This is a genomic window from Streptomyces sp. G45 (assembly GCF_049542095.1).
In the GTDB taxonomy this organism is placed as follows: domain Bacteria; phylum Actinomycetota; class Actinomycetes; order Streptomycetales; family Streptomycetaceae; genus Streptomyces.
The window spans coordinates 8,069,786-8,093,028 of the sequence record NZ_JBMUZU010000001.1 but is presented as its reverse complement, the minus strand read 5'-3'; the positions used below and the strand labels follow the sequence as shown (position 1 = coordinate 8,093,028).

At 75.2% G+C, this 23,243-nt stretch carries 17 protein-coding genes and 4 pseudogenes; 12 read left to right on the top strand and 9 right to left on the bottom strand.

The annotated features are described in order from the left end of the window. Positions 1-61: 61 nt before the first annotated feature. From ACOBQU_RS34515 to ACOBQU_RS34505, 3 genes and pseudogenes are all read left to right on the top strand, one after another. Positions 62-739 (top strand): uracil-DNA glycosylase, encoded by a 678-nt coding sequence (locus ACOBQU_RS34515; protein ID WP_423632746.1) that lies wholly within the window; start codon positions 62-64, stop codon positions 737-739. Beyond that, positions 736-1,748, top strand: a pseudogene (locus tag ACOBQU_RS34510) (N-acetylglucosamine kinase). Before ACOBQU_RS34515 ends, ACOBQU_RS34510 begins: the two are co-directional and overlap by 4 nt. A 209-nt stretch (positions 1,749-1,957) precedes the next feature. Further along, positions 1,958-2,911, top strand: a complete 954-nt coding sequence (locus ACOBQU_RS34505; protein ID WP_423632744.1) for a hypothetical protein — start codon at positions 1,958-1,960, stop codon at positions 2,909-2,911. Positions 2,912-2,999: 88 nt separating this feature from the next. Here the strand turns inward: ACOBQU_RS34505 and ACOBQU_RS34500 are convergent, their stop codons facing one another. The 3 genes and pseudogenes from ACOBQU_RS34500 to ACOBQU_RS34490 form a co-directional block, all read right to left on the bottom strand. Further along, entirely contained in the window at positions 3,000-4,037 is a 1,038-nt protein-coding gene (locus ACOBQU_RS34500) for a lactonase family protein (protein WP_423632743.1), read from the bottom strand. A gap of 297 nt (positions 4,038-4,334) precedes the next feature. Then, positions 4,335-5,831 (bottom strand): FUSC family protein, encoded by a 1,497-nt coding sequence (locus ACOBQU_RS34495; RefSeq protein WP_423632741.1) that lies wholly within the window; start codon positions 5,829-5,831, stop codon positions 4,335-4,337. 204 nt (positions 5,832-6,035) lie between these two features. Beyond that, positions 6,036-8,014, bottom strand: a pseudogene (locus ACOBQU_RS34490) (APC family permease). A 265-nt stretch (positions 8,015-8,279) separates the two neighbouring features. On the opposite strand from ACOBQU_RS34490, the pseudogene ACOBQU_RS34485 reads away from it, so the two are divergent. Beyond that, positions 8,280-8,761 (top strand): annotated as a pseudogene (locus ACOBQU_RS34485) (Lrp/AsnC family transcriptional regulator). Between the two features lie 70 nt (positions 8,762-8,831). After that, on the top strand, positions 8,832-9,518 hold the full coding sequence (locus tag ACOBQU_RS34480) for an HAD family hydrolase (RefSeq protein ID WP_423632740.1): 687 nt from the start codon (positions 8,832-8,834) through the stop codon (positions 9,516-9,518). A gap of 83 nt (positions 9,519-9,601) precedes the next feature. Here the strand turns inward: ACOBQU_RS34480 and alaS are convergent, their stop codons facing one another. From alaS to tsaD, 3 genes and pseudogenes are all read right to left on the bottom strand, one after another. After that, positions 9,602-12,262: an alanine--tRNA ligase gene (gene alaS / locus ACOBQU_RS34475; protein ID WP_423632738.1), complete on the bottom strand. Its 2,661-nt coding sequence runs from the start codon at positions 12,260-12,262 to the stop codon at positions 9,602-9,604. A gap of 73 nt (positions 12,263-12,335) precedes the next feature. Continuing rightward, positions 12,336-12,905, bottom strand: coding sequence for a GNAT family N-acetyltransferase (locus ACOBQU_RS34470; RefSeq protein ID WP_423632736.1), 570 nt, complete (start codon positions 12,903-12,905; stop codon positions 12,336-12,338). After that, a pseudogene (tsaD, locus tag ACOBQU_RS34465) lies at positions 12,905-13,968 on the bottom strand (tRNA (adenosine(37)-N6)-threonylcarbamoyltransferase complex transferase subunit TsaD). Before tsaD ends, ACOBQU_RS34470 begins: the two are co-directional and overlap by 1 nt. A gap of 274 nt (positions 13,969-14,242) precedes the next feature. Here tsaD and ACOBQU_RS34460 point away from each other — a divergent pair. Continuing rightward, complete coding sequence (locus ACOBQU_RS34460; RefSeq protein WP_423632734.1) at positions 14,243-15,304, top strand: chitinase; 1,062 nt, start codon at positions 14,243-14,245, stop codon at positions 15,302-15,304. A gap of 86 nt (positions 15,305-15,390) precedes the next feature. Here ACOBQU_RS34460 and ACOBQU_RS34455 read toward each other — a convergent pair whose 3' ends face one another. After that, the gene (locus ACOBQU_RS34455; protein WP_423632732.1) at positions 15,391-16,215 is read right to left on the bottom strand and encodes an acyl carrier protein; all 825 of its coding nucleotides are present in this window, start codon (positions 16,213-16,215) and stop codon (positions 15,391-15,393) included. 153 nt (positions 16,216-16,368) lie between these two features. Next, complete coding sequence (locus ACOBQU_RS34450) at positions 16,369-16,944, bottom strand: PadR family transcriptional regulator (protein WP_423632730.1); 576 nt, start codon at positions 16,942-16,944, stop codon at positions 16,369-16,371. A 167-nt stretch (positions 16,945-17,111) separates the two neighbouring features. Between ACOBQU_RS34450 and ACOBQU_RS34445 the strand changes: the two genes are divergently transcribed. The 4 genes from ACOBQU_RS34445 (at position 17,112) to ACOBQU_RS34430 (ending at position 20,407) form a co-directional block, all read left to right on the top strand. Then, entirely contained in the window at positions 17,112-17,564 is a 453-nt protein-coding gene (locus ACOBQU_RS34445) for a nuclear transport factor 2 family protein (RefSeq protein ID WP_423632728.1), read from the top strand. A gap of 269 nt (positions 17,565-17,833) precedes the next feature. Further along, a complete protein-coding gene (locus ACOBQU_RS34440) occupies positions 17,834-18,364 on the top strand; it encodes a hypothetical protein (protein ID WP_423632726.1) in 531 nt (176 codons plus the stop codon). Positions 18,365-18,482: 118 nt separating this feature from the next. Continuing rightward, positions 18,483-19,226 carry a sugar phosphate isomerase/epimerase family protein gene (locus tag ACOBQU_RS34435; protein ID WP_423632724.1) on the top strand — a complete coding sequence of 248 codons (744 nt, stop codon included), beginning with the start codon at positions 18,483-18,485 and terminating at the stop codon, positions 19,224-19,226. After that, positions 19,223-20,407 carry a Gfo/Idh/MocA family protein gene (locus tag ACOBQU_RS34430; protein WP_423632722.1) on the top strand — a complete coding sequence of 395 codons (1,185 nt, stop codon included), beginning with the start codon at positions 19,223-19,225 and terminating at the stop codon, positions 20,405-20,407. Before ACOBQU_RS34435 ends, ACOBQU_RS34430 begins: the two co-directional genes overlap by 4 nt. Positions 20,408-20,448: 41 nt before the next feature. On the opposite strand, the gene ACOBQU_RS34425 is transcribed toward ACOBQU_RS34430, so the two are convergent. After that, entirely contained in the window at positions 20,449-20,868 is a 420-nt protein-coding gene (locus ACOBQU_RS34425; protein WP_423632720.1) for a MerR family transcriptional regulator, read from the bottom strand. A 133-nt stretch (positions 20,869-21,001) separates the two neighbouring features. Here ACOBQU_RS34425 and ACOBQU_RS34420 point away from each other — a divergent pair, with 133 nt between their 5' ends. Then, positions 21,002-21,805, top strand: coding sequence for an aminotransferase class IV family protein (locus ACOBQU_RS34420; protein WP_423632718.1), 804 nt, complete (start codon positions 21,002-21,004; stop codon positions 21,803-21,805). A gap of 192 nt (positions 21,806-21,997) precedes the next feature. After that, positions 21,998-23,209 carry a serine hydrolase domain-containing protein gene (locus ACOBQU_RS34415; RefSeq protein WP_423632716.1) on the top strand — a complete coding sequence of 404 codons (1,212 nt, stop codon included), beginning with the start codon at positions 21,998-22,000 and terminating at the stop codon, positions 23,207-23,209. Positions 23,210-23,243 lie beyond the last annotated feature (34 nt).

The window sequence follows — 23,243 nt, the reverse complement described above, 5'->3', positions numbered from 1 at the left end:
ACGAACGGCCGTCGGCCAGCGGTTGATCCGGCCCGCGTGTACGGCAGTAGAGTGACGCTCCGTGGCACCACGACCCTTGCATGAAATCGTCGAAGCCGGTTGGGCCAAGGCCCTGGAACCGGTGGCCGACCGGATCGCCTCCATGGGTGACTTCCTGCGCGCGGAGATCGCCGCGGGCCGCACCTACCTGCCCGCCGGAGCGAATGTGCTGCGCGCCTTCCAGCAGCCGTTCGACGAGGTGCGCGTGCTGATCGTCGGCCAGGACCCGTATCCCACCCCCGGGCACGCGGTGGGCCTGTCGTTCTCGGTGGCCCCCGACGTCAGACCGCTGCCCGGCAGCCTGATCAACATCTACCGGGAGCTGCACACGGACCTGGGTCTGCCCCAGCCGTCCAACGGCGACCTGACGCCGTGGACCCAGCAGGGCGTCCTGCTGCTGAACAGGGCCCTGACGACGGCGCCGCGCAAGCCGGGCGCGCACCGCGGCAAGGGCTGGGAGGAGGTCACCGAGCAGGCCATCCGCGCGCTCGCGGCGCGCGGCCGCCCGCTGGTGTCGATCCTGTGGGGACGGGACGCGCGCAATCTGCGGCCGCTGCTCGGCCAGTTGCCGTCGGTGGAGTCCTCGCACCCGTCGCCGATGTCGGCGGACCGCGGCTTCTTCGGCTCCCGGCCGTTCAGCCGGGCCAACGACCTGCTGGTGCGGCAGGGCGCGCAGCCGGTGGACTGGCGGCTGCCGTGACGGAACCCGGCGCTGTCCTCGGCGTGGACTCGGGCGGCTCGGGCCTGCGCGTCGCCCTCGCCGTGGCGGGCGACGGCCCCCTGCCTCCGGGGCCGCTGCGGTCCGACGTGCCGGTGCGCACGGGCCCGCGCGGCATCGACGCCGGGCACATGCTGGAGCAACTGACGCCGATGGTGCGGCGGTTGCTGGACGCGGCGGGCGGCGCGCGGCTGGCCGCCGTGGCGGTCGGCGCCGCCGGGATGGGCTCGCTCGGCGACGACCTGCGCCAGCGGCTGCCGTCCGCCCTCGCGGAGGCGTTCGGCGTGGACCGGGTGGCGCTCGCCGCGGACGCCGTCACCGCGTACGCGGGCGCGCTCGGCCAGCGGCCCGGCGCGGTCGTCGCCGCGGGCACCGGCCTGGTCGCGCTCGGCACGGACCTGACGGCGTGGCGGCGCGCGGACGGCTGGGGCCATCTGCTGGGTGACTGCGGCGGCGGCGCGTGGATCGGGCGGGCGGGCCTGGAAGCAGCGATGCGGGCGTTCGACGGGCGGCGCGGCGGCTCGGCGGCGCTGCGGGCCCGCGCGGAGACCCGGTTCGGCCGCCCCTGTCGGGCCTGCCGGGGGCGCTGTACCCGCGGCCCGACCGGCCCGCGGTCCTGGCGTCGTTCGCGCCCGACGTGGGGTACTGCGCGGCGGAGGGCGACCCGGTGGCCGCCCGGGTGCTGCGCGAGGCGGCGGGGCACATCGCGGACGCGGCGGCGGCGGTCTGCCCGGGTGCGGGGCCCGGCTCCGCTCCCGGACCCGATGGCCTTGGCCAAGGGTGCGAAGTCGCCCTGACCGGCGGCCTGTTGAAGCTGGGCGACGTGCTGGTCGGCCCGCTGGAAGCGGAACTGACGGAGCGTCTTCCGGGTGCGCGGCGCGTCGCGGCGGCGGGCGACCCGCTCAACGGCGCCGTCCGGATCGCCGTGGACCTGGCCAACGGGACCCTCAAGCTGCCGCGCGATCCGCACCTGTTGTACGTGAGTGAGTGACCGGTTCGCACGGGACGGAGTGCCCGGTCACGGTGACCGGCCGCACCTGACGGACCGACCGGCCCGCGCGCACGCCGTACGGCGTGCGCGGGCCTTGGACCAGGCATGTTGTTGACAGCGACACCACTCCCCCGACAAAGCGGACTTATGCCGCTGACCTGCACCCTCCCCGAACGTGGAGGCCCCTCAAGCCAGTAGCATGCGGCGCCATGAGCTCCCCCAATGGGCCCGCATCCGGCCTGCCCGTACGAATGCCGCGTCCCCGCCAGCCGGGGCGGCACCGACGTCCGGAGCCCGTCGTGGCTCCCGAGGGCGCGCCCGCGCTCGTCCTCGCCGTGCCGGGCGTTCCCGGTACGACCACGCGCGGCCTCGCCGAAGAGGTCGCCAGCATCGCGCGCTCCGAGCTGCCCGGCCTCGACGCGAGAATCGGCTTCGTGGACGGGGAGGACGCCGATTCCACCGAGTTCCTGAGCCCGCGCACCGAGTTCCCGAGCCTGAAGGCCGTGCTCGCGCACGCCGCCGCCCAGCGCACCGCCCGCTACGAGCAGGCGCTCGCCGCGGGCGTCGAGGCCAGCGCCCCCGAGGGGCCCGTCGCCGTCGTGGTGCCGCTGCTCGCGGGCCCCGACAGCGCGCTGACCGCGCGCGTCCGTGAGGCCGTCGCGGCCAGCGGCGCCGCCGCCGAGGTGACCGACGTGCTCGGCCCGCACCCGCTGCTCGCCGAGGCGCTGCACGTGCGGCTGTCCGAGGCCGGTCTGGCCCGCGCCGACCGCGCCCGCCTGTTCACGGTCGCGACGGCGGCCGACGGCATCGTCCTGGCCACCGTCGGCGGCGACGAGGCCGTGCAGGCCGCCGGGATCACCGGCATGCTGCTCGCCGCGCGCCTCGCGGTGCCGGTGATGGCGGCCGCCCTGGACGCGGAGGGCTCGGTCGCGGCCGTGGCGGAGCAGCTGCGCTCCTCCGGTTCGGCGCAGCTCGCGCTCGCCCCGTACCTGATCGGCCCGGAGGTCGACGGCGGCCTCCTCGAAGTGGCGGCGAAGGAAGCGGGCTGCGCCGTGGCCGAGCCGCTCGGCGCCTATCCGGCGATCGGCAAGCTGGCGCTGTCCATGTACACGACGGCCCTGGGCATCGCGCCGCAGCAGCGGCCGGGCGCCCCGGTGCGCTGACCGGTACGGACACCGCGGTACGACCGATGGGCCCGCCCCTGCTCCGGGGGCCGGGCCCTTCGCCGTGTCCGCGCCGCGCGCGGGCGGGTCAGCCGAAGACCACGCAGGACGCGGCCGGTACGTCCACGGAGCCTCCGCGCCGCGGCAGGCCGGTGTCCGGGTCGACGGTGAACCAGGTGACGTCCCCGGAGTGCTCGTTCGCCGCGTACAGGAAGCGCCCCGAGGGGTGCACGGCCAGGTCGCGGGGCCAGCGGCCGCCGCACGGCACGGTGGCGGTGAGCCGGGCGGTGCCGTCGGCGTCGAGCGCGAAGACGGACACGACGTCCTCGCCGCGCGTGGCCGCCCACAGGAAGCGGCCGTCGGGCGCCACGACGACCGCGGAGGGGTAGGCGTCGCCCGCGGGCGCCCCGGGCAGCACGGAGGTCTCCGCGAGCGGCTTGAGGGCGCCGTCGGCGGCGTCCCAGGCGCAGGCGGTGACGGTGGGCGCCAGCTCGTTCAGGACGTAGGCGAGGTCGCCGCGCGGGTGGAAGGCCAGGTGGCGGGGGCCGGAGCCGGGCCGCAGGGCGATCTCGCGGTGCAGGGTGAGCCCGTCCTCGCCCAGGGCGCACACGCGGACGGAGTCCGTGCCGAGGTCGACGCTCACCGCCCAGCGGCCGCTGGGGTCGGGCTGCACCTGGTGGGCGTGCGGGCTCTGCTGGCGCTGCGGGTGCGGGCCCGCGCCCTGGTGGGCGAGGACGCCCGTGGGGAGCGGGGCGAGGCTTCCGTCGGCGCGCACGGGGACGGAGGTGACGCTGCCGGAGCCGTAGTTCGCGGCGAGCAGGTGGCCGCCGTGGAGCGCGAGGTGCGTGGGCGCGTCGCCCTGCACGGGCACGGGTGCGCCGAGGGGCTCCAGGGCGTCGCCGGACACCCGGAAGGCGGCGACCGCGCCGTCGCTGGTCTCGCTCACCGCGTACAGCGTGCCGGTGTCGGGCGCGAGGGCGAGGTAGGAGGGGTCGGCGACGGCGTCCGTGGCGGCGAGGGGCGTGAGGGCCCCGGTGTCCGGGTGCAGGGCCGCGACCACGACGCCGCGCCCGCCCGCCGCCGTGAACGACCCGATGTATGCCCGCCGGGCCTGGCTCTCGGTCACTGCTCGCCCCTCTTCCTGCGCCCCACCGTGGCACGCGCGCCTGACGCTAGCAGCTGGTCTGGACCAGATGGAGGGGCCGGGGGAAATTCGATCTCCGGGGGACGTCTACGGGGACACGGCGCGGCCCGCCGGGCACGGCAGCGCCCAGGGGCCCCGATACGCGGACGCACCCAGGGGCTCCGACACGCGGCGGCGCCCCCGTGCCTCCGGCAGGTACGACTCCGCCACGTGGGCGCGATCAGCCGCGACGGCGCCGCGGCCGGACGTGGAGGCGGCGCGGCACACCCGGCGGAGCGCTCACGCCCCCGGCAGCGGCGTCCGCGTGGGCGCCTGCAGCGGCTCCGCGAGCTGGACCAAGGCCCGCTCCAGGCCGTGGACGTGGGCGAGCGCGCCCTCGACGACCCCGCCGTGGTGCGCGGCAGGGTCGCCGATCGCGGCGCCCGGCGTCGTCAGCGCCTCCACGGCGGCCTCCACGCGCCAGCACGCGGCGGTGAGCCGCTCGTCGTGGGAGGCCTCCGCGTCGGCGGCGATCGAGGCGAGGCCGCGCACCTCGCGGGCACAGTCGTCCAGGAGCGCGAGCACCCGCCGGGCGCGTGCCTTGCGGGCGGACAGCGGGTTGAGCGGGTGCAGCAGCGGGGCGAGGGAGAGGCGCACCTTGCCGAGCAGCGCCTCCAGCTCGGCGACGTGCGGGGCGGGGTCGGCGTCCGCCGCGCCGCGCAGCCGGGCCGCGGCGGTCGCCGTGCAGGCGTGCACGCTGCGCAGGGCGCACTGGATCCACGCGTCGGTGGTGGCGTGCGTGGTGACCGGCAGGACGAGGAGCACCGCGAGGGCCGCGCCCACCGCGCCGACGGCGGTCTCGGCGACGCGCAGGGCGAGGAGCGCGGGGTCGAGCACGCCGAGCAGCCCGTACAGCAGGCCCGCCATGACCGTCACGGACAGCATCATCCAGGTGTACGAGACGGCGGCGGTGTAGAAGATCCCGAAGACGCAGACGGCGATGAGGATCGCGCTGGGCACGGGGGCCGCGTGCAGCGGCACCGCGACGACGAGGCCGATGACGACGCCGACGACCGTGCCGAGGACCCGGCGGAAGCCGCGGACGAGGGTCTCGCCGCGCGAGGTGGTGTTCACGAACACCCACCAGGTGGCGCCGACGGCCCAGTACCAGCGCTCGTGGGACAGGGCCTGGCCGAGGGCGAGGGCGAAGGCCGCGCCGACGGTCGCCTGGACGGCCTGGCGGGTCGTCGCGCGGGCGAGGCCCCGGCCCGGCTCGGGGGCGGGGGTCACCGCGGGCGGCAGACGCCGCTCGTAGCACCACAGGCCGAACCGGACGGCCGAGGAGGCGCACAGGGACAGCGCGATGGCGGCGTACAGCTCGGGCAGCTGCGCGAGCCGGGCGTGCAGGAACTGGGCGGCGAAGAACATCATGAACGCGAACACGCCGAGCGAGTGCCCGCGCGGCCCCCACCGGCGGGCGTACACGCCGAGCCCCGTGACGGCGAGGAACGCCGCGTCCCGCGCCAGCGGGTAGTCGTGCAGTCCGGCGGCGAGCGCCAGCACCGGAAGGCCCGCGGCGGGCAGCAGCGCCGTGGTCACGGCCTGTCCGCGCACCGTCGGGTCGAGGACGGTGAACAGGGCGAGCAGCGCGGCGAGGCCGCCGATGACGGCCGCGACGAGGGAGTGCCCGACCAGGCCGCACAGCGCGACGGCGGCCCCGATGCCGAGAACGGCCCGAAGGCCGCTGCGCAAACGGATCCGGCCCGGATCCGGCGCGACGAACGCTGTCTTCAGCACCAGTGTGGCTTCCCCTTTCCGTATCGGCGACGTCATCCGCAGGACACATTTCCGGCCCGCATGACAAAGGCGCCGCGGAATCCGCAGCGCCATCGATGGGACCATCACATCACCCGGAGGCCCGTTGGCTCAACTTGACCCGGACCGACTGGGCCATTGGCACAGGTGGACGTCCCCGTATCCCGTCGGGAACGGGCCAACGGGCTAGGCGGGCCCGCGGGGTGCCGGGCGGCCGGGCCTGACGGCGTACGACACGGTGGTCACCGCCACCGAGGGCAGCTCCTCCAGGCCGCGGGCGAGGCGTGCCACGGAGCCGTGGTGGAGCAGGCGGCCGAGGAACGAGCGGTAGGCGCGGTGCGGGACGAGGAGGGTCAGGGCGGTGCGGCCGTCGGCGGTGGTGTCGGCGGCCAGGTCGAGCAGGGTCCGCTGGACGCGCCGGTCGGGGCAGTCGACCAGTTCGAGCGGCACGTCCGTGGCCCGGGTGCGCTCCCAGCGGGCCGCGAGCCGCTGGGCGTGGGGGCCGTCGACGGCGACGTGCACGGCCCGCACCTCGTCGGGGCGCAGCTCGTGCGCGTACCGCAGCGCCTGGAAGACGGCCGGGTCGAAGGCGTCCACCAGGATCTGCACGACGTGCCGCTGCCAGCGCGGCCGGTCGCTCTCCTCGGCGGGCGGCAGCGCCTCCAGGGCGGCGGCCTCGGCGCGGTACTCGCGGTTGATCCGTACGAGGATCCACACGCCGAGCGGGAAGACCACGACGACCAGCCAGGCGCCCTCGGTGAACTTGGTGACCGCGAAGACCAGGACGACCGCCGCGGAGACCACCGCCGCGGCGAGGTTCACGGCGGCCTTCCAGCGGCGGCCGGGCTCGCGGCGCCGCAGGTGGTAGGCGGTCAGGCCGGAACCGGCCATGGTGAACGCGGTGAACACGCCGATCGCGTACAGCGCCACCAGCTTGTCGACGTTGGCGTTCGTCACCAGGAGCAGCGCCAGGGAGACCGCGGCCAGGCTGAGGACGCCGTTGGAGAAGACGAGGCGGTGGCCGCGCCGGGTGAGCTGGCGGGGCAGGAAGCGGTCCTCGGCGACGAAGCTCGCCAGGTGGGGGAAGCCCGTGAACGGCGTGTTCGCACCGGTGTAGAGGATCAGCGCGGTGGCGAGCTGCACGAACACCAGGCCCGCCGTGCCCGCCGCGCCGTCGCCGAACACCAGGTGGGCCTCCTGCGCGATGACCGTGGGCGTGCCGTCGGCGTACGGGATCGCGTGGGTGACGTGCGCCAGCCAGGAGACGCCGAGGACCAGCGCGCCGAGCACGCAGCTCATCGTGACGAGCGTGCGCCGGGCGTTGCGGCCCTGCGGCTCCCGGAACACGGAGACGCCGTTGGAGATCGCTTCGAGCCCGGTGAGCGAGGAGCCGCCGTTGGCGAAGGCGCGCGCCACCATGAACAGCGACGCCCCGTACAGCCAGCCGTCCCCGGCTCCCCGAGCGGCACGGCGCCCGCGGCCCGCACGTTCGCGTGCGGCAGCTCCCCCAGCGCCCAGCGGGCCGCACCGACGGCGAGCATCAGGCCGACCGCGGCGAGGAACAGGTAGGCGGGCACGGCGAAGACCCGGCCCGCCTCCCGGAGCCCGCGCAGGTTGCCGTACGCCAGGAGCAGCACCACGCCGACGCTGAACGGCAGTTGGAGGTGGTCGATGCCGGTCCAGTCGCCGCCTGCCAGGTGCGCGAGGGAGATCAGGGCGTTGGTGCCCGCCGAGGCCTGGACGGCGACCGTGACGACGTAGTCCACGAGCAGCGCCACGGCCGCGATCTGGGCGACGTCCGGGCCGAGGTTCTCGCGCGCCACGACGTACGAGCCGCCCGCCCGCGTGTAGATCGTGACCACGTCGCTGTAGCAGAGCGTCAGCAGGACCAGGATCAGCAGGATCGCGCCGGTCACCGGCATCAGCAGCGTGAACGCGGCCACGCCGACGACGGGCACCAGGACGCGCAGCATCTCCTCGCTGCCGTACGCGGAGGAGCTGACGCAGTCCGACGCGAGGACGCCGAGCGCGGTGCGGTTGTCGAGCTTCTCCTCGCGGATGCGGGCGGTGACCAGGGGCGGGCCGAGGAGCAGCTTCTTCAGGCGGTAGGAGAGGGGTTCGGGGATGTCGGCGGGGGCGCCCGGGGAGCGGCCGGTCGTGGACATGTGACCATGACACCGGCGGGCGCTCCCGAAACCGAGCGGCCACCCCGCCCGGCGGCCGATCGGGCTACCAGGGGATCGCGTCATCGTTGCCGGGTACCGGCGCGTCCCCCGTCCACGCGCCGGGAAGCCGCCCGCCGTGGGGAGTGCCGCGCAGCCGGGCGGCCGGGCGCCCGGCGCGCCGTCCGCCTGCCCGGCGTCCGCGCGCTGACCTGGGCCGTTGGTACAGTCTGCGCCGATCAGTCCGCGCAGTGGAGAGACCGGGACCATGGCCGTCGACGAACTGGACACCCGCATCCTGCGGCTGCTGCTCGAGCAGCCGCGGACGAGCGTGCGCGAGCTGGCCCGGGTGCTCGGCGTCGCGCGCGGCACGCTCCAGGCGCGGCTCGACCGGATGGAGCGGGACGGCGTGATCACGGGCACGGGGCCCTCGCTGTCCCCGCCGCGCTCGGCCACCCGGTGCTGGCGTTCGTGCACATCGAGGTGACGCAGGGGCACCTGGACGAGGTCGGTGACGCGCTGGCCGAGGTGCCGGAGATCATCGAGGCCTTCTCGATCACGGGCGGCGGCGATCTGCTGACGCGGGTCGCGGCCCGGGACAACGGCCATCTGGAGGACGTCATCCAGCGCCTGGTGCAGATGCCGGGCGTGGTGCGCACCCGTACGGAGATGGCCCTGCGCGAGCGCGTCCCGCACCGGCTGCTGCCGCTCGTGGAGTCGGTGGGCCGGGCGGCGTCCACGCGGCGGTGACCGGCGGCCCCCGCACGGGTTCCCCCTCCCGCCCCTCCGTCAAGATCAGCCGCTTGGCATGCTGGACCGCATGAGCACCCTGAGCCACACCGCAGTCATCTTCGACCTCGACGGCACCCTGGTGGACAGCGAGCCGAACTACTTCGAGGCGGGGCGGCAGCTCCTCGCCGGGCACGGCGTCACGGACTTCACCTGGGAGGACCACGAGAGGTACGTCGGCATCTCCACCCAGGAGACCGTGACCGACTGGAAGGCGCGCTACGGCCTGTCCGCGCCGCTGGAGGAGCTGGTCGCCGAGAAGAACCGCCGCTATCTGGAGCTGGCCCGCACGTCCACGCGGGTCTACCCGGAGATGGCGGCGTTCGTTGAGCTGCTGGACGACGCCGGGGTGCCGATGGCGGTCGCGTCCGGTTCCTCGCGCGCGGCGATCGCGGCGACGCTGGAGGGGACCGGCCTCGACGCGCGCCTGAAGACGTTCGTGTCGGCGGACGAGGTGGCCCGGGGCAAGCCCGCGCCCGACGTCTTCCTCGCCGCCGCGCGCCTGCTCGGCGCGGAGCCCGCGCGCTGCGTGGTCCTGGAGGACGCGGTGCCGGGCGCGCTGGCGGCGCGGGCGGCGGGCATGCGGTGCGTCGCCGTTCCGTACGTGCCCGCGCAGGCCGACGATCCGGCGTTCGCGGCGGCGGACCTGCTGGTGCGCGGTGGCCAGGCGGCCTTCTCGGCGCGGGCGACGGTGGACTGGCTGAGCGCAGCGCGCTGACGCCCCCCCGGGCGAGGCCCGGGCGCGCTGACGCCCGCCGGGCGGGGCCCGGCTCCCACCGGGCCCCGGGCGGCCCCCCGGGCTCAGTCCGCGAGCTGCTCCCGTACGGCCCCGGCGAGGCCGGACACCGCGCGGGTCAGCTCCGCCTGGGGCAGCCCGCCGCCCTGGGCCACCTCGTCCGAGCCGCCGCCGCGCCCGCCGAGGAGCCGCTTGACCAGGGCGGAGGCGGAGAGTCCGGCTGTGCGGGCCGCCTGGTTCAGGGCCACGACGAGCACGGGCTTGTCCCCGGTGAGGGTGACGGCGGCGACGCCGGGCCGGTCGGTCGCGAGGCGTCCGCGCACGTCCAGGGCGAGCGTGCGGGCCGCGCCCGGGTCGCCGTCCGTGGTGGCGGTGACGACGCGGGCGTCCGCCACGTCGACGGCGCGCCCGGCGAGTTCGGCGGCGCGGGCGGCCAGGGCCGACTGGCGCAGCCGCTGGTTCTCGCGGTCGGCGGCCTTGAGGCGGTCGAGCAGCGCGGCGATGCGGTCGGGCAGTTCGGCGCGGGGCGCCTGGACCTGTTCGGCGATGCGCGTGACCAGGTCGCGCTCGCGGGCGAGGTGGCCGAAGCCCTCGATGCCGACGGCGGCCTCCAGGCGGCGCATGCCCGCGCCGACGGACGACTCGGCGGTCAGCGCGACGACACCGATCTGCGCGGCGTGCTCGACGTGCGTGCCGCCGCACAGCTCGCGCGACCAGGCGCCGCCGATCTCGACGACGCGGACCTGTTCGCCGTACGTCTCGTCGAACAGGGCGAGCGCGCCGAGCTGCTTGGCCTCGGGCAGCGTCATCCAGCGGACGTCGACGGGCAGGTCGCGGCGCAGGGCGCGGTTGGCGGCCTCCTCGACCTCGCTGCGGACGGTGGCGGACAGGGCGCCGCGCCAGGGGAAGTCCAGGCGGAGGTAGCCGGGCCGGTTGTAGGAGCCGGACTGGAGGGCGGTCGGGCCGAGGATCTCGCGCAGGGCGGCGTGCAGGACGTGGGTGCCGGAGTGGGCCTGGCGGGCGCCGAGCCGCCACTCGGCGTCGACGGCGGCGTGCACGGCGTCGCCGACGGCGAGTTCGCCCGCGGTGACGCGGACCTGGTGGACGACGAGGCCGGGCAGGGGCCGCTGCACGTCGAGGACGTCGGCCTCCACGGAGGCGCCGGAGAGGTGCCCGGCGTCGCTCTCCTGGCCGCCGGACTCGGCGTAGAACGGGGAGCGGTCCAGGACGACGGTGACGATGTCGCCGTCGCGGGCGACGGGGACGGGCCCGGCGGGGGTGAGGAGGGCGAGGACCCGGGAGTCCGTGGCGAGCGCGGACCAGGCGCGCCAGTCGGTGGGCCCGTGCTCGTCGAGGACGGCGCGCAGGGCGGTGGTGTCGGCGGTGCCGCCGGACTTACGGGCGCGGGCGTCGGCGCGGGCCCGCTCGCGCTGCTCGCGCATCAGGGCGGTGAAGCCCTCGCGGTCGACGTCGACGCCCTGCTCGGCGGCCATCTCCAGGGTGAGGTCGATGGGGAAGCCGTAGGTGTCGTGCAGCAGGAAGGCCTGCGCGCCGGGCAGTTGGCGGCCGCCCTCGGCCTTGACCTGGGAGACGGCGGTGTCGAGGACGGTGGTGCCCTGCTTGAGGGTGGCGCGGAAGGCGTCCTCCTCGCCGCGGGCCTGGTCGGCGACGCGGGCGAAGGACGCGGCGACCTCCGGGTAGCTCGGGGCCATGCGGTCGCGGGCGACGGCGAGCAGGTCCGTCAGGGCCGGGTCCTCGTACCCGAGCTGGCGCATGGAGCGGACCGCGCGGCGCAGGATGCGGCGCAGGACATAGCCGCGGCCCTCGTTGCCGGGGGCGGTGCCGTCGGCGAGGAGCATCAGGGCGGTGCGGACGTGGTCGGCGACGACGCGCAGGCGTACGTCGGCGGTGGCGTCGGCGCCGTAGCGGACCCCGGCGAGTTCGGCGGCGCGGTCCAGGACGGGGCGGGTCTCGTCGATCTCGTACAGGTTGTCCACACCTTGGAGGAGGGTGGCCATGCGCTCCAGGCCCATGCCGGTGTCGATGTTGCGGCGGGGCAGTTCGCCGAGGATGGGGTAGCCGGACTTGCCGGGGCCCTCGCCGCGCTCGTACTGCATGAAGACGAGGTTCCAGAACTCCATGTAGCGGTCCTCGTCGACGGCGGGGCCGCCCGCGCGGCCGAAGGCCGGGCCGCGGTCGTAGTACAGCTCGGAGCAGGGGCCGCAGGGGCCCGGGACACCCATGGACCAGAAGTTGTCCTCGTCGCCGCGCGCCACGATCCGCTCGTCGGGCAGCCCGGCGACGCGGCGCCACAGGCCGCGGGACTCGGTGTCGGAGTGGTGCACGGTGACCCAGATCCGCGCCGGGTCGAGGCCGAAGCCGCCGTCGGCGGTGGAGCGGGTGCTCAGGTCCCAGGCGAACGTGATGGCGTCTTCCTTGAAGTAGTCGCCGAAGGAGAAGTTGCCGTTCATCTGGAAGAAGGAGCCGTGCCGGGTGGTCTTGCCGACCTCCTCGATGTCCAGGGTGCGCACGCACTTCTGGACGCTGGTGGCGCGCGGCCAGGGCGGCGCGGCCTCACCGGTCAGATAGGGCTTGAACGGCACCATGCCCGCGTTGACGAACAGCAGCGTCGGGTCGGGGGTGGGCAGCGGGGCGCTGGGGACGACGGTGTGGCCGCGCTCGCCGAAGAAGTCGAGGAAGCGGGCGCGGATGTCGGCGGTACGCAAGTCGTGCTCCGGGGCGTGAGGGGCTACGAGGGGCTACGAGGGGCTACGAGGGGCTACGAGGGGCTACGAGGGGCTACGAGGGGCACAGTGCCGGGAGGGCGGGGTGGTCGGGGCCGAGGAAGGCGACCGTCTCGTGCCTGTCCGGCGCGGGGCGGGCGGCCTGCCGCCAGCCGAGCCGCCGGTAGAAGCGGACGGTGGCGTCGGCCCTGCGGGAGGTGAGCAGCCAGCAGCGGCCGTCGGGGGCGTCGTGGGTGACCGCTTCGAGGAGCGTACGGCCGAGGCCGCGGCCGTGCGCGTCGGGCGCGACGGCGAGTTCGTCGACCTCGCGGGCGCCGCACAGCCACGCGGTGGTGCGCTCGGCGCCGAGCGTGGCGGTGACCCGCGGGTAGGCGCGCTCGGCGGGCAGCGGCGTGGCGGACGTCCAGGCCGTGGCGAAGCCGAGGACGCGCGTGCCGTCGAGCGCGACCGCCGCGGTGAACCCGGGCCGGGCCAGGTCACCGGCGAGGCGGTCCACGTAGGCGTCGGCGTCGGCGGGCACGGTGTGCCAGGGCGGGGCGGCGAACGCGGCGGCGAAGACGGCGCGGACACCGTCGCGGTGGGCCAGCAGGTCGGGGCCCGGCAGGCGGTGCACGGCGGCGGCCATCAGGCGGCCCTCGCGACGGCGGCCACGGGGTGGAGCGCCGCGTGCTCCAGGGGCGCCGACGGGTCGATGGACACGTCGAGCGGCGCGGGCTCGGCGCCCGCGCGCACCAGCAGGTCGCCGACGGCGGCGATCATCGCGCCGTTGTCGGTGCACAGGCCGAGCGGCGGCACGCGCAGGGTGATCCCGGCGGCCCGGCAGCGCGCCTCGGCGAGCGCCCGCACCCGGGAGTTGGCGGCGACGCCGCCGACCACGACGAGCGTGCCCACGCCGTGCTCGGCGCAGGCCGCGACGGCCTTGCGGGTGAGCACGTCCGCGACGGCCTCCTGGAGGGACGCGGCTCCGTCGGCGACGGGCAGGTCCCGGCCGCGGTGGCTCTCGGCCCAGCGCGCCGCGGCGGTCTTCAGGCCGGAGAACGAGAAGGCGTACGGGTCGTCGCGCGGCCCCGTCAGGGGGCGGGGAAGGCGACCGCGTCCGGGGAGCCGTCGCGGGCGGCGCGGTCGACGGCGGGACCGCCCGGGTAGGGCAGGCCGAAGACGCGGGCCACCTTGTCGAAGCACTCGCCCGCGGCGTCGTCCAGGGTGTCGCCGAGGTGCGCGATGGGGTCGCGGGCCAGGTCGCGGACGAGCAGCAGCGAGGTGTGGCCGCCGGACACGATGAGGACCACGCACGGGTCGGGCAGCGGGCCGTGCTCCAGGGTGTCGGCGGCGACGTGCCCGGCGAGGTGGTGCACGCCGTACAGCGGCACGTCGAGGGCGTAGGCGAGGCTCTTGGCCCCGGCGAGGCCGACCTGGAGGGCGCCGGACAGGCCCGGCCCGGTCGTCACGGCGACGGCGCCGATGTCGCGGGGGCCGAGGCCCGCCTGGTCGAGGGCGCGGCGGACGACCGGGGTCAGGGCGTGCACGTGGGCGCGGGCGGCGATCTCGGGGACGACGCCGCCGTAGCGGGCGTGCTCGTCCATGCTGGAGGCCACGGCGTGCCCGAGCAGCCGCCCCTCGCAGACCAGGCCCGCGCCCGTCTCGTCGCAGGACGACTCGATCCCGAGGACGATCCGTGGGGGTGCCATGCGTGTTCTCCCGCCTTCTGGTGGCGTGCACGCCCACCGGACGCACTATTGCGTCTTAATTGTAGTTGCGAGCTATGTGCAATAAGGCGCCAACCTCCGTGCTGGCCCCCGTGCTGGCCCCCGTGGCGGTCCCCGTGATGGCACCTCTGGGCAGGCGGGACCGGCCGCACATTGGCCCAGACCTATTGACGACAGGTCTATACCTACTTACCGTCGGGGCCCAGCACCCCCGTACTTCCCCCACCCGTAGCAAGATCTCCCGAGGGAGCACGCGATGATCGGTCGTACGGTACGTCTGTTGGGAGCGACCCTGGCCCTGGCGTTCGCGGCGCAACTACCGGCCGCCGCCGTGCCGGACACGCCCAGAGCCGCGCAGGACGAGACCTGCGCGGTGAAGTCGAAACCCGCGGGCAAGGTGCTCCAGGGCTACTGGGAGAACTGGGACGGCGCCTCGAACGGCGTGCACCCGCCGTTCGGCTGGACCCCGATCACCGACTCCCGCATCGGCGCCCACGGCTACAACGTCCTCAACGCCGCCTTCCCGGTGATCCGCTCCGACGGCACCGTCCTGTGGGAGGACGGCATGGACTCGACGGTGAAGGTCGCCACGCCCGCCGAGATGTGCCAGGCGAAGGCGAACGGGGCCACGATCCTGATGTCCATCGGCGGCGCGGCGGCGGGCATCGACCTCAGCAACAGCGTGGTCGCCGACCGGTTCGTGCAGACCATCGTGCCGATCCTGAAGAAGTACAACTTCGACGGGATCGACATCGACATCGAGACCGGCCTGGTCGGCAGCGGCAACATCAACCAGCTCTCGCCGTCCCAGACCAACCTGATCCGCATCATCGACGGCGTCCTCGCCCAGATGCCCTCCAACTTCGGCCTGACGATGGCCCCCGAGACCGCCTACGTCACCGGCGGCAGCGTGGTGTACGGCTCGATCTGGGGCGCGTACCTGCCGATCATCAAGAAGTACGCGGACAACGGCCGCCTGTGGTGGCTGAACATGCAGTACTACAACGGCAGCATGTACGGCTGCTCCGGCGACTCCTACTCCGCGGGCACCGTCCAGGGCTTCACCAAGCAGACCGACTGCCTCAACAAGGGCCTGGTGGTCCAGGGCACCACGATCAAGGTGCCCTACGACAAGCAGGTGCCCGGCCTTCCGGCGCAGGCGGGCGCGGGCGGCGGCTATATGTCACCGTCACTGGTCTCGCAGGCCTGGAACACCTACAACGGCGCCCTCAAGGGCCTGATGACCTGGTCCCTCAACTGGGACGGGTCGCGCAACTGGACGTTCGGCGACAACGTCAAGCGCCTGCAAGGGCGGTGAGGCGACGGCGCCCGCGCGGGCGCTGAGGCGCGGGCGCACCGGTACCCCCGTCACCAGTGCGCCCGCCTCCCCCGCACGTCGGCCCGTCACCTGCCGGGCACGGGCGTGACGTTCTTGACAGGGAGCTTCTTGGTGGCCCCCTTGACGTAGTAGTCCTTGGGCGCCGAGAAGACCACGAACTCCCGGTCGTAGCCCCGGATCTTGGCGCGGACGGTGAAGTTGCCCCGCGCGTCGGCGGTGGTCTTCGCGTTGTACGCCGACTCGTAGTACGTGCGCAGCAGGACCCGGGTGCCCTTGACCGGGCCGTGTCCCGCGGGCCACTTGACCTTGCCGGTGACGACGAGGGTGTCGCCCTTGCGCACCTTCTTCTTGTTGACCTTGTACGTGAGCGTGCTGGTGACCGGCTTGACGCGGACGTCGCGGTGGGCGAAGTAGATCTCGTTGTCGTCGGGGTCGCCCGGGTCGTACGAGGCCTGGAACTCCACGACGTGGCGCGGGAACAGGTGGATGCTGGGCTCGCTCTGCCAGCGGTCCGCGGTGACCTTCTTGAGCGCGAAGCGGCCCTGCGCGTCCGTGCGGACGGTGCGCAGGGCGCGGGTCTCCCGCTCGGTCGGGTCGATGGGGTCGCCCCAGGGGTTCCAGGTGTCGTACTCGACGGACTTGAGCAGTTTGACGGGCGCGTCCGCGACGGGGGTGCCGTCGGCGCGGGTCACGGTGCCGGAGAGGTCGACCTTGCGGTGACCGTAGTCGGTCGTCGGGGTGCTGCTGTCGAGGGTGATGACGAACGCGGGGTCCGCCGGGCCTCTCGCCGCGGTGTCCGAGGCGAGGGCGGACGGCGTCGCCGCCGCCGTGGCGGCCAGGGCGAGCGCCGCGGTCGCGGCGAGTCCCGCGGCCGGAAGTCGTGAACGCATGGCTGTGTGAACTCCGTTGCTGTCGTGGGCGGTTCGCAGGGTTCGACACCCGGAGCACCGGTGGCGGTTGTACGGGGAGCGCGGAGTGCATCCGTCGTACACGCGGAGTTCCACGGCGGCTCACCCACTCGTCGACAAAGGGCCTCGTCGGGTTCAGGCGCCCTCGGGCACGGCCGCCTCGCGCCGCGCGGCGAGCACCTCGGCCGCGCGCAGGCACCACTCCCGGGTCTCCCGCTCGAAGGCGAGTCCGCGCAGGCACGTCAGATAGGGCCCGACGCGCTTCCCCGAGCGCAGGAAGGACCCCTCGTCCCGGTCTCCGCGCAGCGTGCGCAGCAGCGCCGCCAGGGCCTCCGCCTTGCCCTCGGCGACCGCCGCGCGCTCGCGGAGCTGCTCGATCACCGGCGCGGCGTCGACTCCGTCGACGGCCTGCACCTTGACGAGCAGGTCGTCGCGGATGAAGGACGGCTTGGCGGCCGCCGCCGCGAACCGCTCCAGCTCGGCGAAGCCCGCGTCCGTCACCCGGAACAGCCGCTTGTTCGGCCGTCCGTCCTGCACGACCTCGCGCCCGGCGACCAGGCCGTCGCCTTCGAGCCGGGCCAGTTCGGCGTAGAGCTGCTGCGGCAGCGCGTGCCAGAAGTTGGCGACGCCGATGTCGAAGGCCTTCGCCAGCTGGTAGCCGCTGAACTCGCCGTCGAGCAGCGCCGCGAGCACCGCGTGCCTCAGGGCCATGGCCCACCACCCTCTTCCCTCTCGCCCGCTCTTCCCTTTCGGGCGCTCTTCCCTTCCGGGTTCCGGGCACCCACCATAGTCAAGAATCTGAGTAGTCAGATTCTTGACTATGCGGAAAGCCTTGCGCAGGAACCCCTTGTGCCGGAATCCCTCGTGGAGGACCCCTGATGGCCACAGAGCCGCTCGCCCCTACCGCCGACCGCTTCCGCGCCGCCGTCGAGAAGCGCGACCTCTCCGCCCTGGAGGACCTGTTCACGCCCGGCGTCCGCTTCTACAGCCCGGTGAAGTTCCGGCCCTTCGAGGGGCGCGAGATGGTCATCGGGCTCTTCGGGGTGCTGCTGCGCCTCTTCGAGGACTTCCGGTACGTCGGCTCGTACGAGGGCACGGCGCGGACCAGCGCCGACGGGACCGGGGCCGCGTCGGCGGCGCTGATGTTCCGGACCACCGTGCGCGGCAGAGAGGTCCACGGCGTCGACCTGCTGCACTTCGCCGAGGACGGCCGGATCAAGGAGTTCACCGTGATGGTGCGCCCGCGGTCCGCGGTCCAGACGCTCGGCGAGGCCGTGTACGCGGGTCTGGTCGCCGACGGCCTGGTGACGCCGCTGCCCGAGGCGCCCTGACGCGCCGGGGGCAGCCTCTTCTCGACGGCGGCGCCGTGCCGACGTCCGCTACCGCGCCCGTGCGCCTCGCCGGGCCCGCCCTCCAGGGCCGAGTGCGCTGACGGCCGGTCAGGGGTCGGCCGGACGATGGACTCCGTCACCTGCCCGGGGGCCGTCGGCATGCGCCGGGAGCTGACGGCACGTTGGCTCGACGTCAGGTAGCACGGGCGTTTCCCGATCCCGGCGGCGCATGGGACGTACCGCCTCCCGTGCCGCCGGAGGGCAGACTCATGCGTACCACTCAGATAGCGATCCGCTCCGGCCTGACCGTCGCCGCCGTCGCGCTTCCGCTGGCGCTCACCGCCCCGGCGGCCCTCGCGGCACCGGGGATCACCGTGACCGTCACCGGCAGCACCGTACGGGTGACCACGGACGCCTGTCCCAACGGAGGCAAGGCCGCGCTGCTCGGCAAGGGCGCGGCCAACTTCGCCCAGGGCGATCAGGTGCCCATGGCGGGCGGCGCCGCCGCGTGGCGGAACGTCAGTCCCGGCACCCATACGGTGGCGGTGGTCTGCCAGGACGGCTCGGCCGCGGGCTCCCAGACCATCACGGTCGGGGTGCTGCCGACCGCGCCGACCCCCGTGACCACGCCCACCACGTCCTCGACGGCGGCCCCCGCGCGCGGTGTGCGCGGCGGCATCGGCGGCGGCGTCGAGGACTACGGCACGGTCACGATGGCCGCGGGCGGCGCCCTGGTGGCAGCGGCCCTGGGCGGCGGGGCGTGGTTCCTGCGCCGCCGCTCCGTGCGCGGGCGCCCGTAGGCCCGGGTCCGGTCCCGGCACGCCAGCCGGGGCCGGGCCGCGCGGCCGTGCCCCTGTCCCTCTTGTGAGTGCGTCCCGCGCACCCTACCGTCCTCCCAGCCGACCGGGGAGGACCGCCATGGCACGTCCGCTCAGCGTTCAGCTCTACTCCGTACGCGAAGAGCTCGCCGCCGACCGGGCGGGGACCCTCGGCCGCCTCGCGGAGATGGGGTACGGGGCGGTGGAGGCGTACGACGTCACGGACGACCCGGCCGGACTCGGACGGATCGCCGACGGCCTGGGGCTCGTCGTCTCCGGCGCGCACGTCGGGCAGGTGCTCGGCCCGGAGCCGGGGCCCGTCCTCGACGCGACCGCCGCGCTCGGCTGCGAGCTGGCGATCGTCCCCGCCGGTTTCCCGCACGCGGACTTCGCGGCGCCCGACGGCCTGGCCCGCGTCGCCGACCGGCTCAACTCCCTCGCGGACAGGGCGCGACGGCACGGTCTGCGGCTCGGCTACCACAACCACTGGTGGGAGGTGGAGCCGCGCCTGGACGGCCGCCACGCCATCGAGGCCCTCGCCGACCTGCTCGACCCGGCGGTGTTCCTCGAAGTCGACACGTACTGGGCGGCGGTCGGCGGCGCCGACGTGCCCGCGCTGCTCGGCCGCCTCGGGAGCCGGGTCGAGGCCCTGCACCTCAAGGACGGCCCCGGCACCAAGGAGGACCCCAACGTCGCGGTCGGCGGCGGCACCATGCCGGTGCCCGAGGTGCTCGCGGCGGCGCCGGACGCGTGGCGGGTCGTCGAGTTCGACGCGTGCGCGGGCGACCTGCTGGGCGAGCTGGCGGCCAGCCGCCGCTACGTCGCCGCGCTGGAGGCGGTGTGAGCCCCGCCCCGGCCGACACCCCCGGAGCGGGCCCGGACCGCGCCCCCGGCACGGGCCCCGTCGGCGTCGCCATCGTCGGGGCGGGCGTCATCAGCGCCGAGTACCTGCGCACCCTGAGCCGCTTCCCGGACGTCCGGCTCGTGGCCGTCGCCGACCTCGACGTCGCGCGGGCGGCCGCCGCGGCCCGCGCCCACGGCATCCCGCTCTCCGGGGACCTGCCCACCGTGCTCGCCGAGCCCGGCGTCGAACTCGTCGTCAACCTGACCGTGCCCGCGGCGCACGCGCGGGTCGCCGCCGCCGCGCTGCGGGCGGGCAAGCACGTGTACGGCGAGAAGCCGCTCACGCTGACGCCCGCGGAGGCCGAGAAGCTGCTCGCGGAGGCGACCGAGCGGGGGCTGCTGCTCGGCGGCGCGCCGGACACGTTCCTCGGCGCGGGCCTCCAGTCGGCGCTGCGGGCCGTCCGCGCCGGGCACATCGGCGCGCCGGTGGCCGCGACGACGGCCGTGCAGAGCCTCGGCCCGGAGTCCTGGCACCCGGACCCGGCGTTCTTCTACCAGCCGGGCGCGGGACCGCTGTTCGACCTCGGCCCCTACTATCTGACGTCCCTGGTGGCGCTGTTCGGCGGCGTCGCGCGGGTCGCGGCGACGGCCGCCCGCGCGCGTCGGCGGCGCACGGTCGGCTCGGGGCCGCGCGCCGGGGAGTCCTTCCCGGTCGACGTGGAGACGCACGTCTGCGCGCTCCTTGAGTTCGCCTCCGGCGTGCGCGCCAACTCGACGTTCAGCTTCGACAGTTCGCTGCCGCGGACACGCTTCGAGGTCACGGGCACGGAGGGCACCCTGGCCGTGCCGGACCCCAACACCTTCCGGGGCCCGCTGCTGCTGCGCCCGAACGGCGCCGACGACTGGCGCGAACTGCCCGTGCGGGGGCGCACGGACGGGCGGGGCCTCGGCGTCGTGGACATGGCCCGGACGATCCGCGCCGACCGCGTCACGGCGATCGAGGGCGCGCTGAGCACCCACCGGGCGTCGGGCGCGCTGGCCCTGCACGTGCTCCACACGATGACGGCGGTCTCCCGGTCGGCCGACAGCGGCACGTTCGTCACCCTGCCCGCCCAGCCCCTGCCCCCGGCGCCGCTTCCGGAGGACTGGGACCCGACGGCCGCGACGCTCGGCGCGGGCTGACGTCGGGGACCGAGGGCCGCGACGCCCGGCGCGGGCCGGACTCAGGCCCCGTCGGCTGCGCGCGGCGCGCTCGGAGCGCCGCCGTGCGGAGCGCCGTCCGGGGCGCTGTGCGGATGGGTGCCCAGATAGCTCGCCAGCGCGTCCCGGCTGCGCTGGAGGCCGTCGATGCGCTCGTCCATGGCGGCCAGCTCGCGGCCGAGGACGGCCCGCAGCTCCGCGCACCACTCGAAGCCCGCGCCCGGGCCCAGGTCGCGTACGCAGGGCAGCACCACGCGGATCACGTCGGTGGTCAGGCCCACGTTCAGCAGGGCCCGCACCTGCCGCACGGTGGCGACCGCGGCCTCGTCGTACTCGCGGTAGCCGTTCGTCCCGCGCGCGGCGGCGAGCAGCCCCTGCGCCTCGTAGTACCGCAGCGACCGCGCGCTGACGCCGGTACGCCGCGACAACTCCCCGATCAGCATGCGTCCCGTCCCGCCTCCCGTCTCACTCCAGTTTGACCTTGTCACCGGTGTAAGGCCTTAACGTCGCGCCCCGAGCGCTCATTCCGTGCACGCACCACCCGGCCCCGACCACCTCTCGCCTCTGGAGTGCCCCATGACCTCGTACGTCGTCCACCGCAACGGCCGCCCCGCGACCGCCGACGACCTGGCGCCGCTCGCCTTCGCCGGGTACGCCCACTTCACCGCCGCACAGGTCCGCGGCGGCCGCGTGCGGGGCCTCGACCTGCATCTGGAGCGCTTGCGGGCGGCGTCGCTGGAACTGTTCGGCCGGGCGCTGCCCGACGAGGCGGTGCGGGCGTACCTGCGGGCGGCCGTCACGGCGGGGCCCGCCGACGCGTCCCTGGTGGCGATCGTGTACTCGGCGGCGGGCGAGTTCACCGCGGCCGGGCCCGACACCGGGCTCGACGTGCTGGTGCGGACGTCCCCGGCGGCGACCGGCCCGAGCGGCCCGCTGGCGCTCGCGACGGTCCCCCACGAACGGGTGCTGCCGGGCTTCAAGCACGTCGGCGAGGTGGCCAAGACGTACTACCTGCGCCAGGCCGTCGCGCGGGGCTTCGACGACGCCGCGTTCGTCGACGCCAGGGGCCGACTCAGCGAGGGCACCATCTGGAACCTGGCCTTCTGGGACGGCGAGGCGGTGGTGTGGCCCGCGGCCGACGTGCTGACCGGCACCACGATGGGCGTCGTCCGGCGCCAGTTGGACCGCCGGGGCGTGCCCCAGCGCGTCGCGGCCGTCACCGTCGCCGACCTGCCGCGCCTGGCCGGAGCCGTGGTCATGAACTCCTGGACGCCCGGCGTCGCGGTCCGCCGCGTCGACGGCGTGGAACTGCCGGAGGCGCCCGCGTTCGTGGATCTGCTGCACCAGGCGTACCGGGCCGAACCGCTCACCGCGCCGTGACCGCGCGCCCGGCCCGCCCGGCGCCCGGGGTTCCGCGCCCGGCACCCGGAGCCCACCAGGTGAATCACTCCCAACTCACCCCCCACATAAGGGTTTTGTAGGCGCACTCACTCTGTCTTCACGCCCCCTGCGTCATGCTTGCTGCCGGACGGACCGGGGATCCGGCGCGAGCGCCTGAAGGGGGAGTAGTCGATGTCCAGGCCCATGACGTTCCGGCCCGCGGGGGCATCGACCACGGCGCTCGCGCGGACCCCGGTGGGGCGCCGCGCGCTGGTCCGCGGCGCGGCGCTCCTGGTGCCGTCCCTGGGCGGCGGCGCGGCGTGCGCGTCCAAGGCCGCGGACAGGCGGAAGCGGCGCCGCGGTGACGGGCTGCGCGACCGGATCCACGAGACGGTCACCGCCGAGCTGCCGAAGGGCCCGGGCGTCACCGTCCTCGCGGCCCGCGGGTCCGAGCTCCTGTACGGCGCGGGGTTCGGGCTCGCGGACCGTGCCCACCGCACCCGCTGCGCGCGGGAGACCGTGTACGACATCGCGTCCAACACCAAGCAGTTCACCGCGGCCGCCGTCCTGAAGCTGGAGGCGCAGGGCCGCCTCGGCGTCGACGACCGCATCGGGGACCTGCTGCCGGGCCTGCCCCCGGACAAGCGCCCCCTGACGGTGCACCAGCTGCTCACGCACACGTCGGGCCTGCCCGAGTTCCTCCCCGACCGGTACGGCGACGACTACGCGAAGCTGTCCCGCGCCCAGCTCGTCGCGGCCACCGCGCACACCCGCCTCCACTCCCGGCCCGGCCGCACCTTCCGCTACTCGAACCTGGGGTACAGCCTGCTGGCCGCCATCGTCGAGGTGCGCTCGGGCCTGTCGTACGAGCGCTATCTCGCCCGGCACCTCCTCGGCCCGGCGCGCCTGGACCGCACGGGGCACGTGCTGCCGCGCTGGCGGACCTCGGACATAGCCGTGGAGTACGACGAGCGGGGCCGCCCGGCGGGCCGCCCGAACACCCACCCCTGGGCCCCCGACGGTCCGTACTGGAACCTGCGCGGCAACGGCGGCCTGCTCAGCACGGCCGAGGACCTGTTCCGCTGGCATCTGGCGCTGCGCGGCGACGATGTGCTGCCCGCCGCCGCGCGCCGCAAGCTGTTCGCGCGGCACGTCTCCGAGAAGGGCGACGAAGGCCCCGCGTACGGGTACGGCTGGGCGCTCGGCCGCGGCGCGGGCGGGCACCCGGTCGCCTCCCACACGGGGCAGAGCCAGATCGGCGGTTCGTACTCGGAGATCGCCCGGTCCGTGGACGGCGGCGCGTTCGCCTGCGTGGCGACCAACTTCAGTACGAAGAAGGACGGTTGGGAGCTGGTCGACCACGGTCTCGCCCGCAGGCTGGTCGACCTGATCCGGACGTCCTGACCGGCCGGAGGGGCGCCCCCGCACCCGTACGGCC

Excerpts from the sequence above, each read along its gene's own strand:
- ACOBQU_RS34435 (WP_423632724.1), top strand. The coding sequence starts at position 18,483 with ATGGCACGTCCGCTCAGCGTTCAGCTCTACTCCGTACGCGAAGAGCTC.
- ACOBQU_RS34450 (WP_423632730.1), bottom strand. The coding sequence starts at position 16,944 with ATGGCCCTGAGGCACGCGGTGCTCGCGGCGCTGCTCGACGGCGAGTTC.
- ACOBQU_RS34420 (WP_423632718.1), top strand. The coding sequence starts at position 21,002 with ATGACCTCGTACGTCGTCCACCGCAACGGCCGCCCCGCGACCGCCGAC.
- ACOBQU_RS34460 (WP_423632734.1), top strand. The coding sequence starts at position 14,243 with ATGATCGGTCGTACGGTACGTCTGTTGGGAGCGACCCTGGCCCTGGCG.
- ACOBQU_RS34445 (WP_423632728.1), top strand. The coding sequence starts at position 17,112 with ATGGCCACAGAGCCGCTCGCCCCTACCGCCGACCGCTTCCGCGCCGCC.
- ACOBQU_RS34505 (WP_423632744.1), top strand. The coding sequence starts at position 1,958 with ATGAGCTCCCCCAATGGGCCCGCATCCGGCCTGCCCGTACGAATGCCG.
- ACOBQU_RS34415 (WP_423632716.1), top strand. The coding sequence starts at position 21,998 with ATGTCCAGGCCCATGACGTTCCGGCCCGCGGGGGCATCGACCACGGCG.
- ACOBQU_RS34470 (WP_423632736.1), bottom strand. The coding sequence starts at position 12,905 with ATGGCCGCCGCCGTGCACCGCCTGCCGGGCCCCGACCTGCTGGCCCAC.
- ACOBQU_RS34480 (WP_423632740.1), top strand. The coding sequence starts at position 8,832 with ATGAGCACCCTGAGCCACACCGCAGTCATCTTCGACCTCGACGGCACC.
- ACOBQU_RS34455 (WP_423632732.1), bottom strand. The coding sequence starts at position 16,215 with ATGCGTTCACGACTTCCGGCCGCGGGACTCGCCGCGACCGCGGCGCTC.
- ACOBQU_RS34425 (WP_423632720.1), bottom strand. The coding sequence starts at position 20,868 with ATGCTGATCGGGGAGTTGTCGCGGCGTACCGGCGTCAGCGCGCGGTCG.
- ACOBQU_RS34440 (WP_423632726.1), top strand. The coding sequence starts at position 17,834 with ATGCGTACCACTCAGATAGCGATCCGCTCCGGCCTGACCGTCGCCGCC.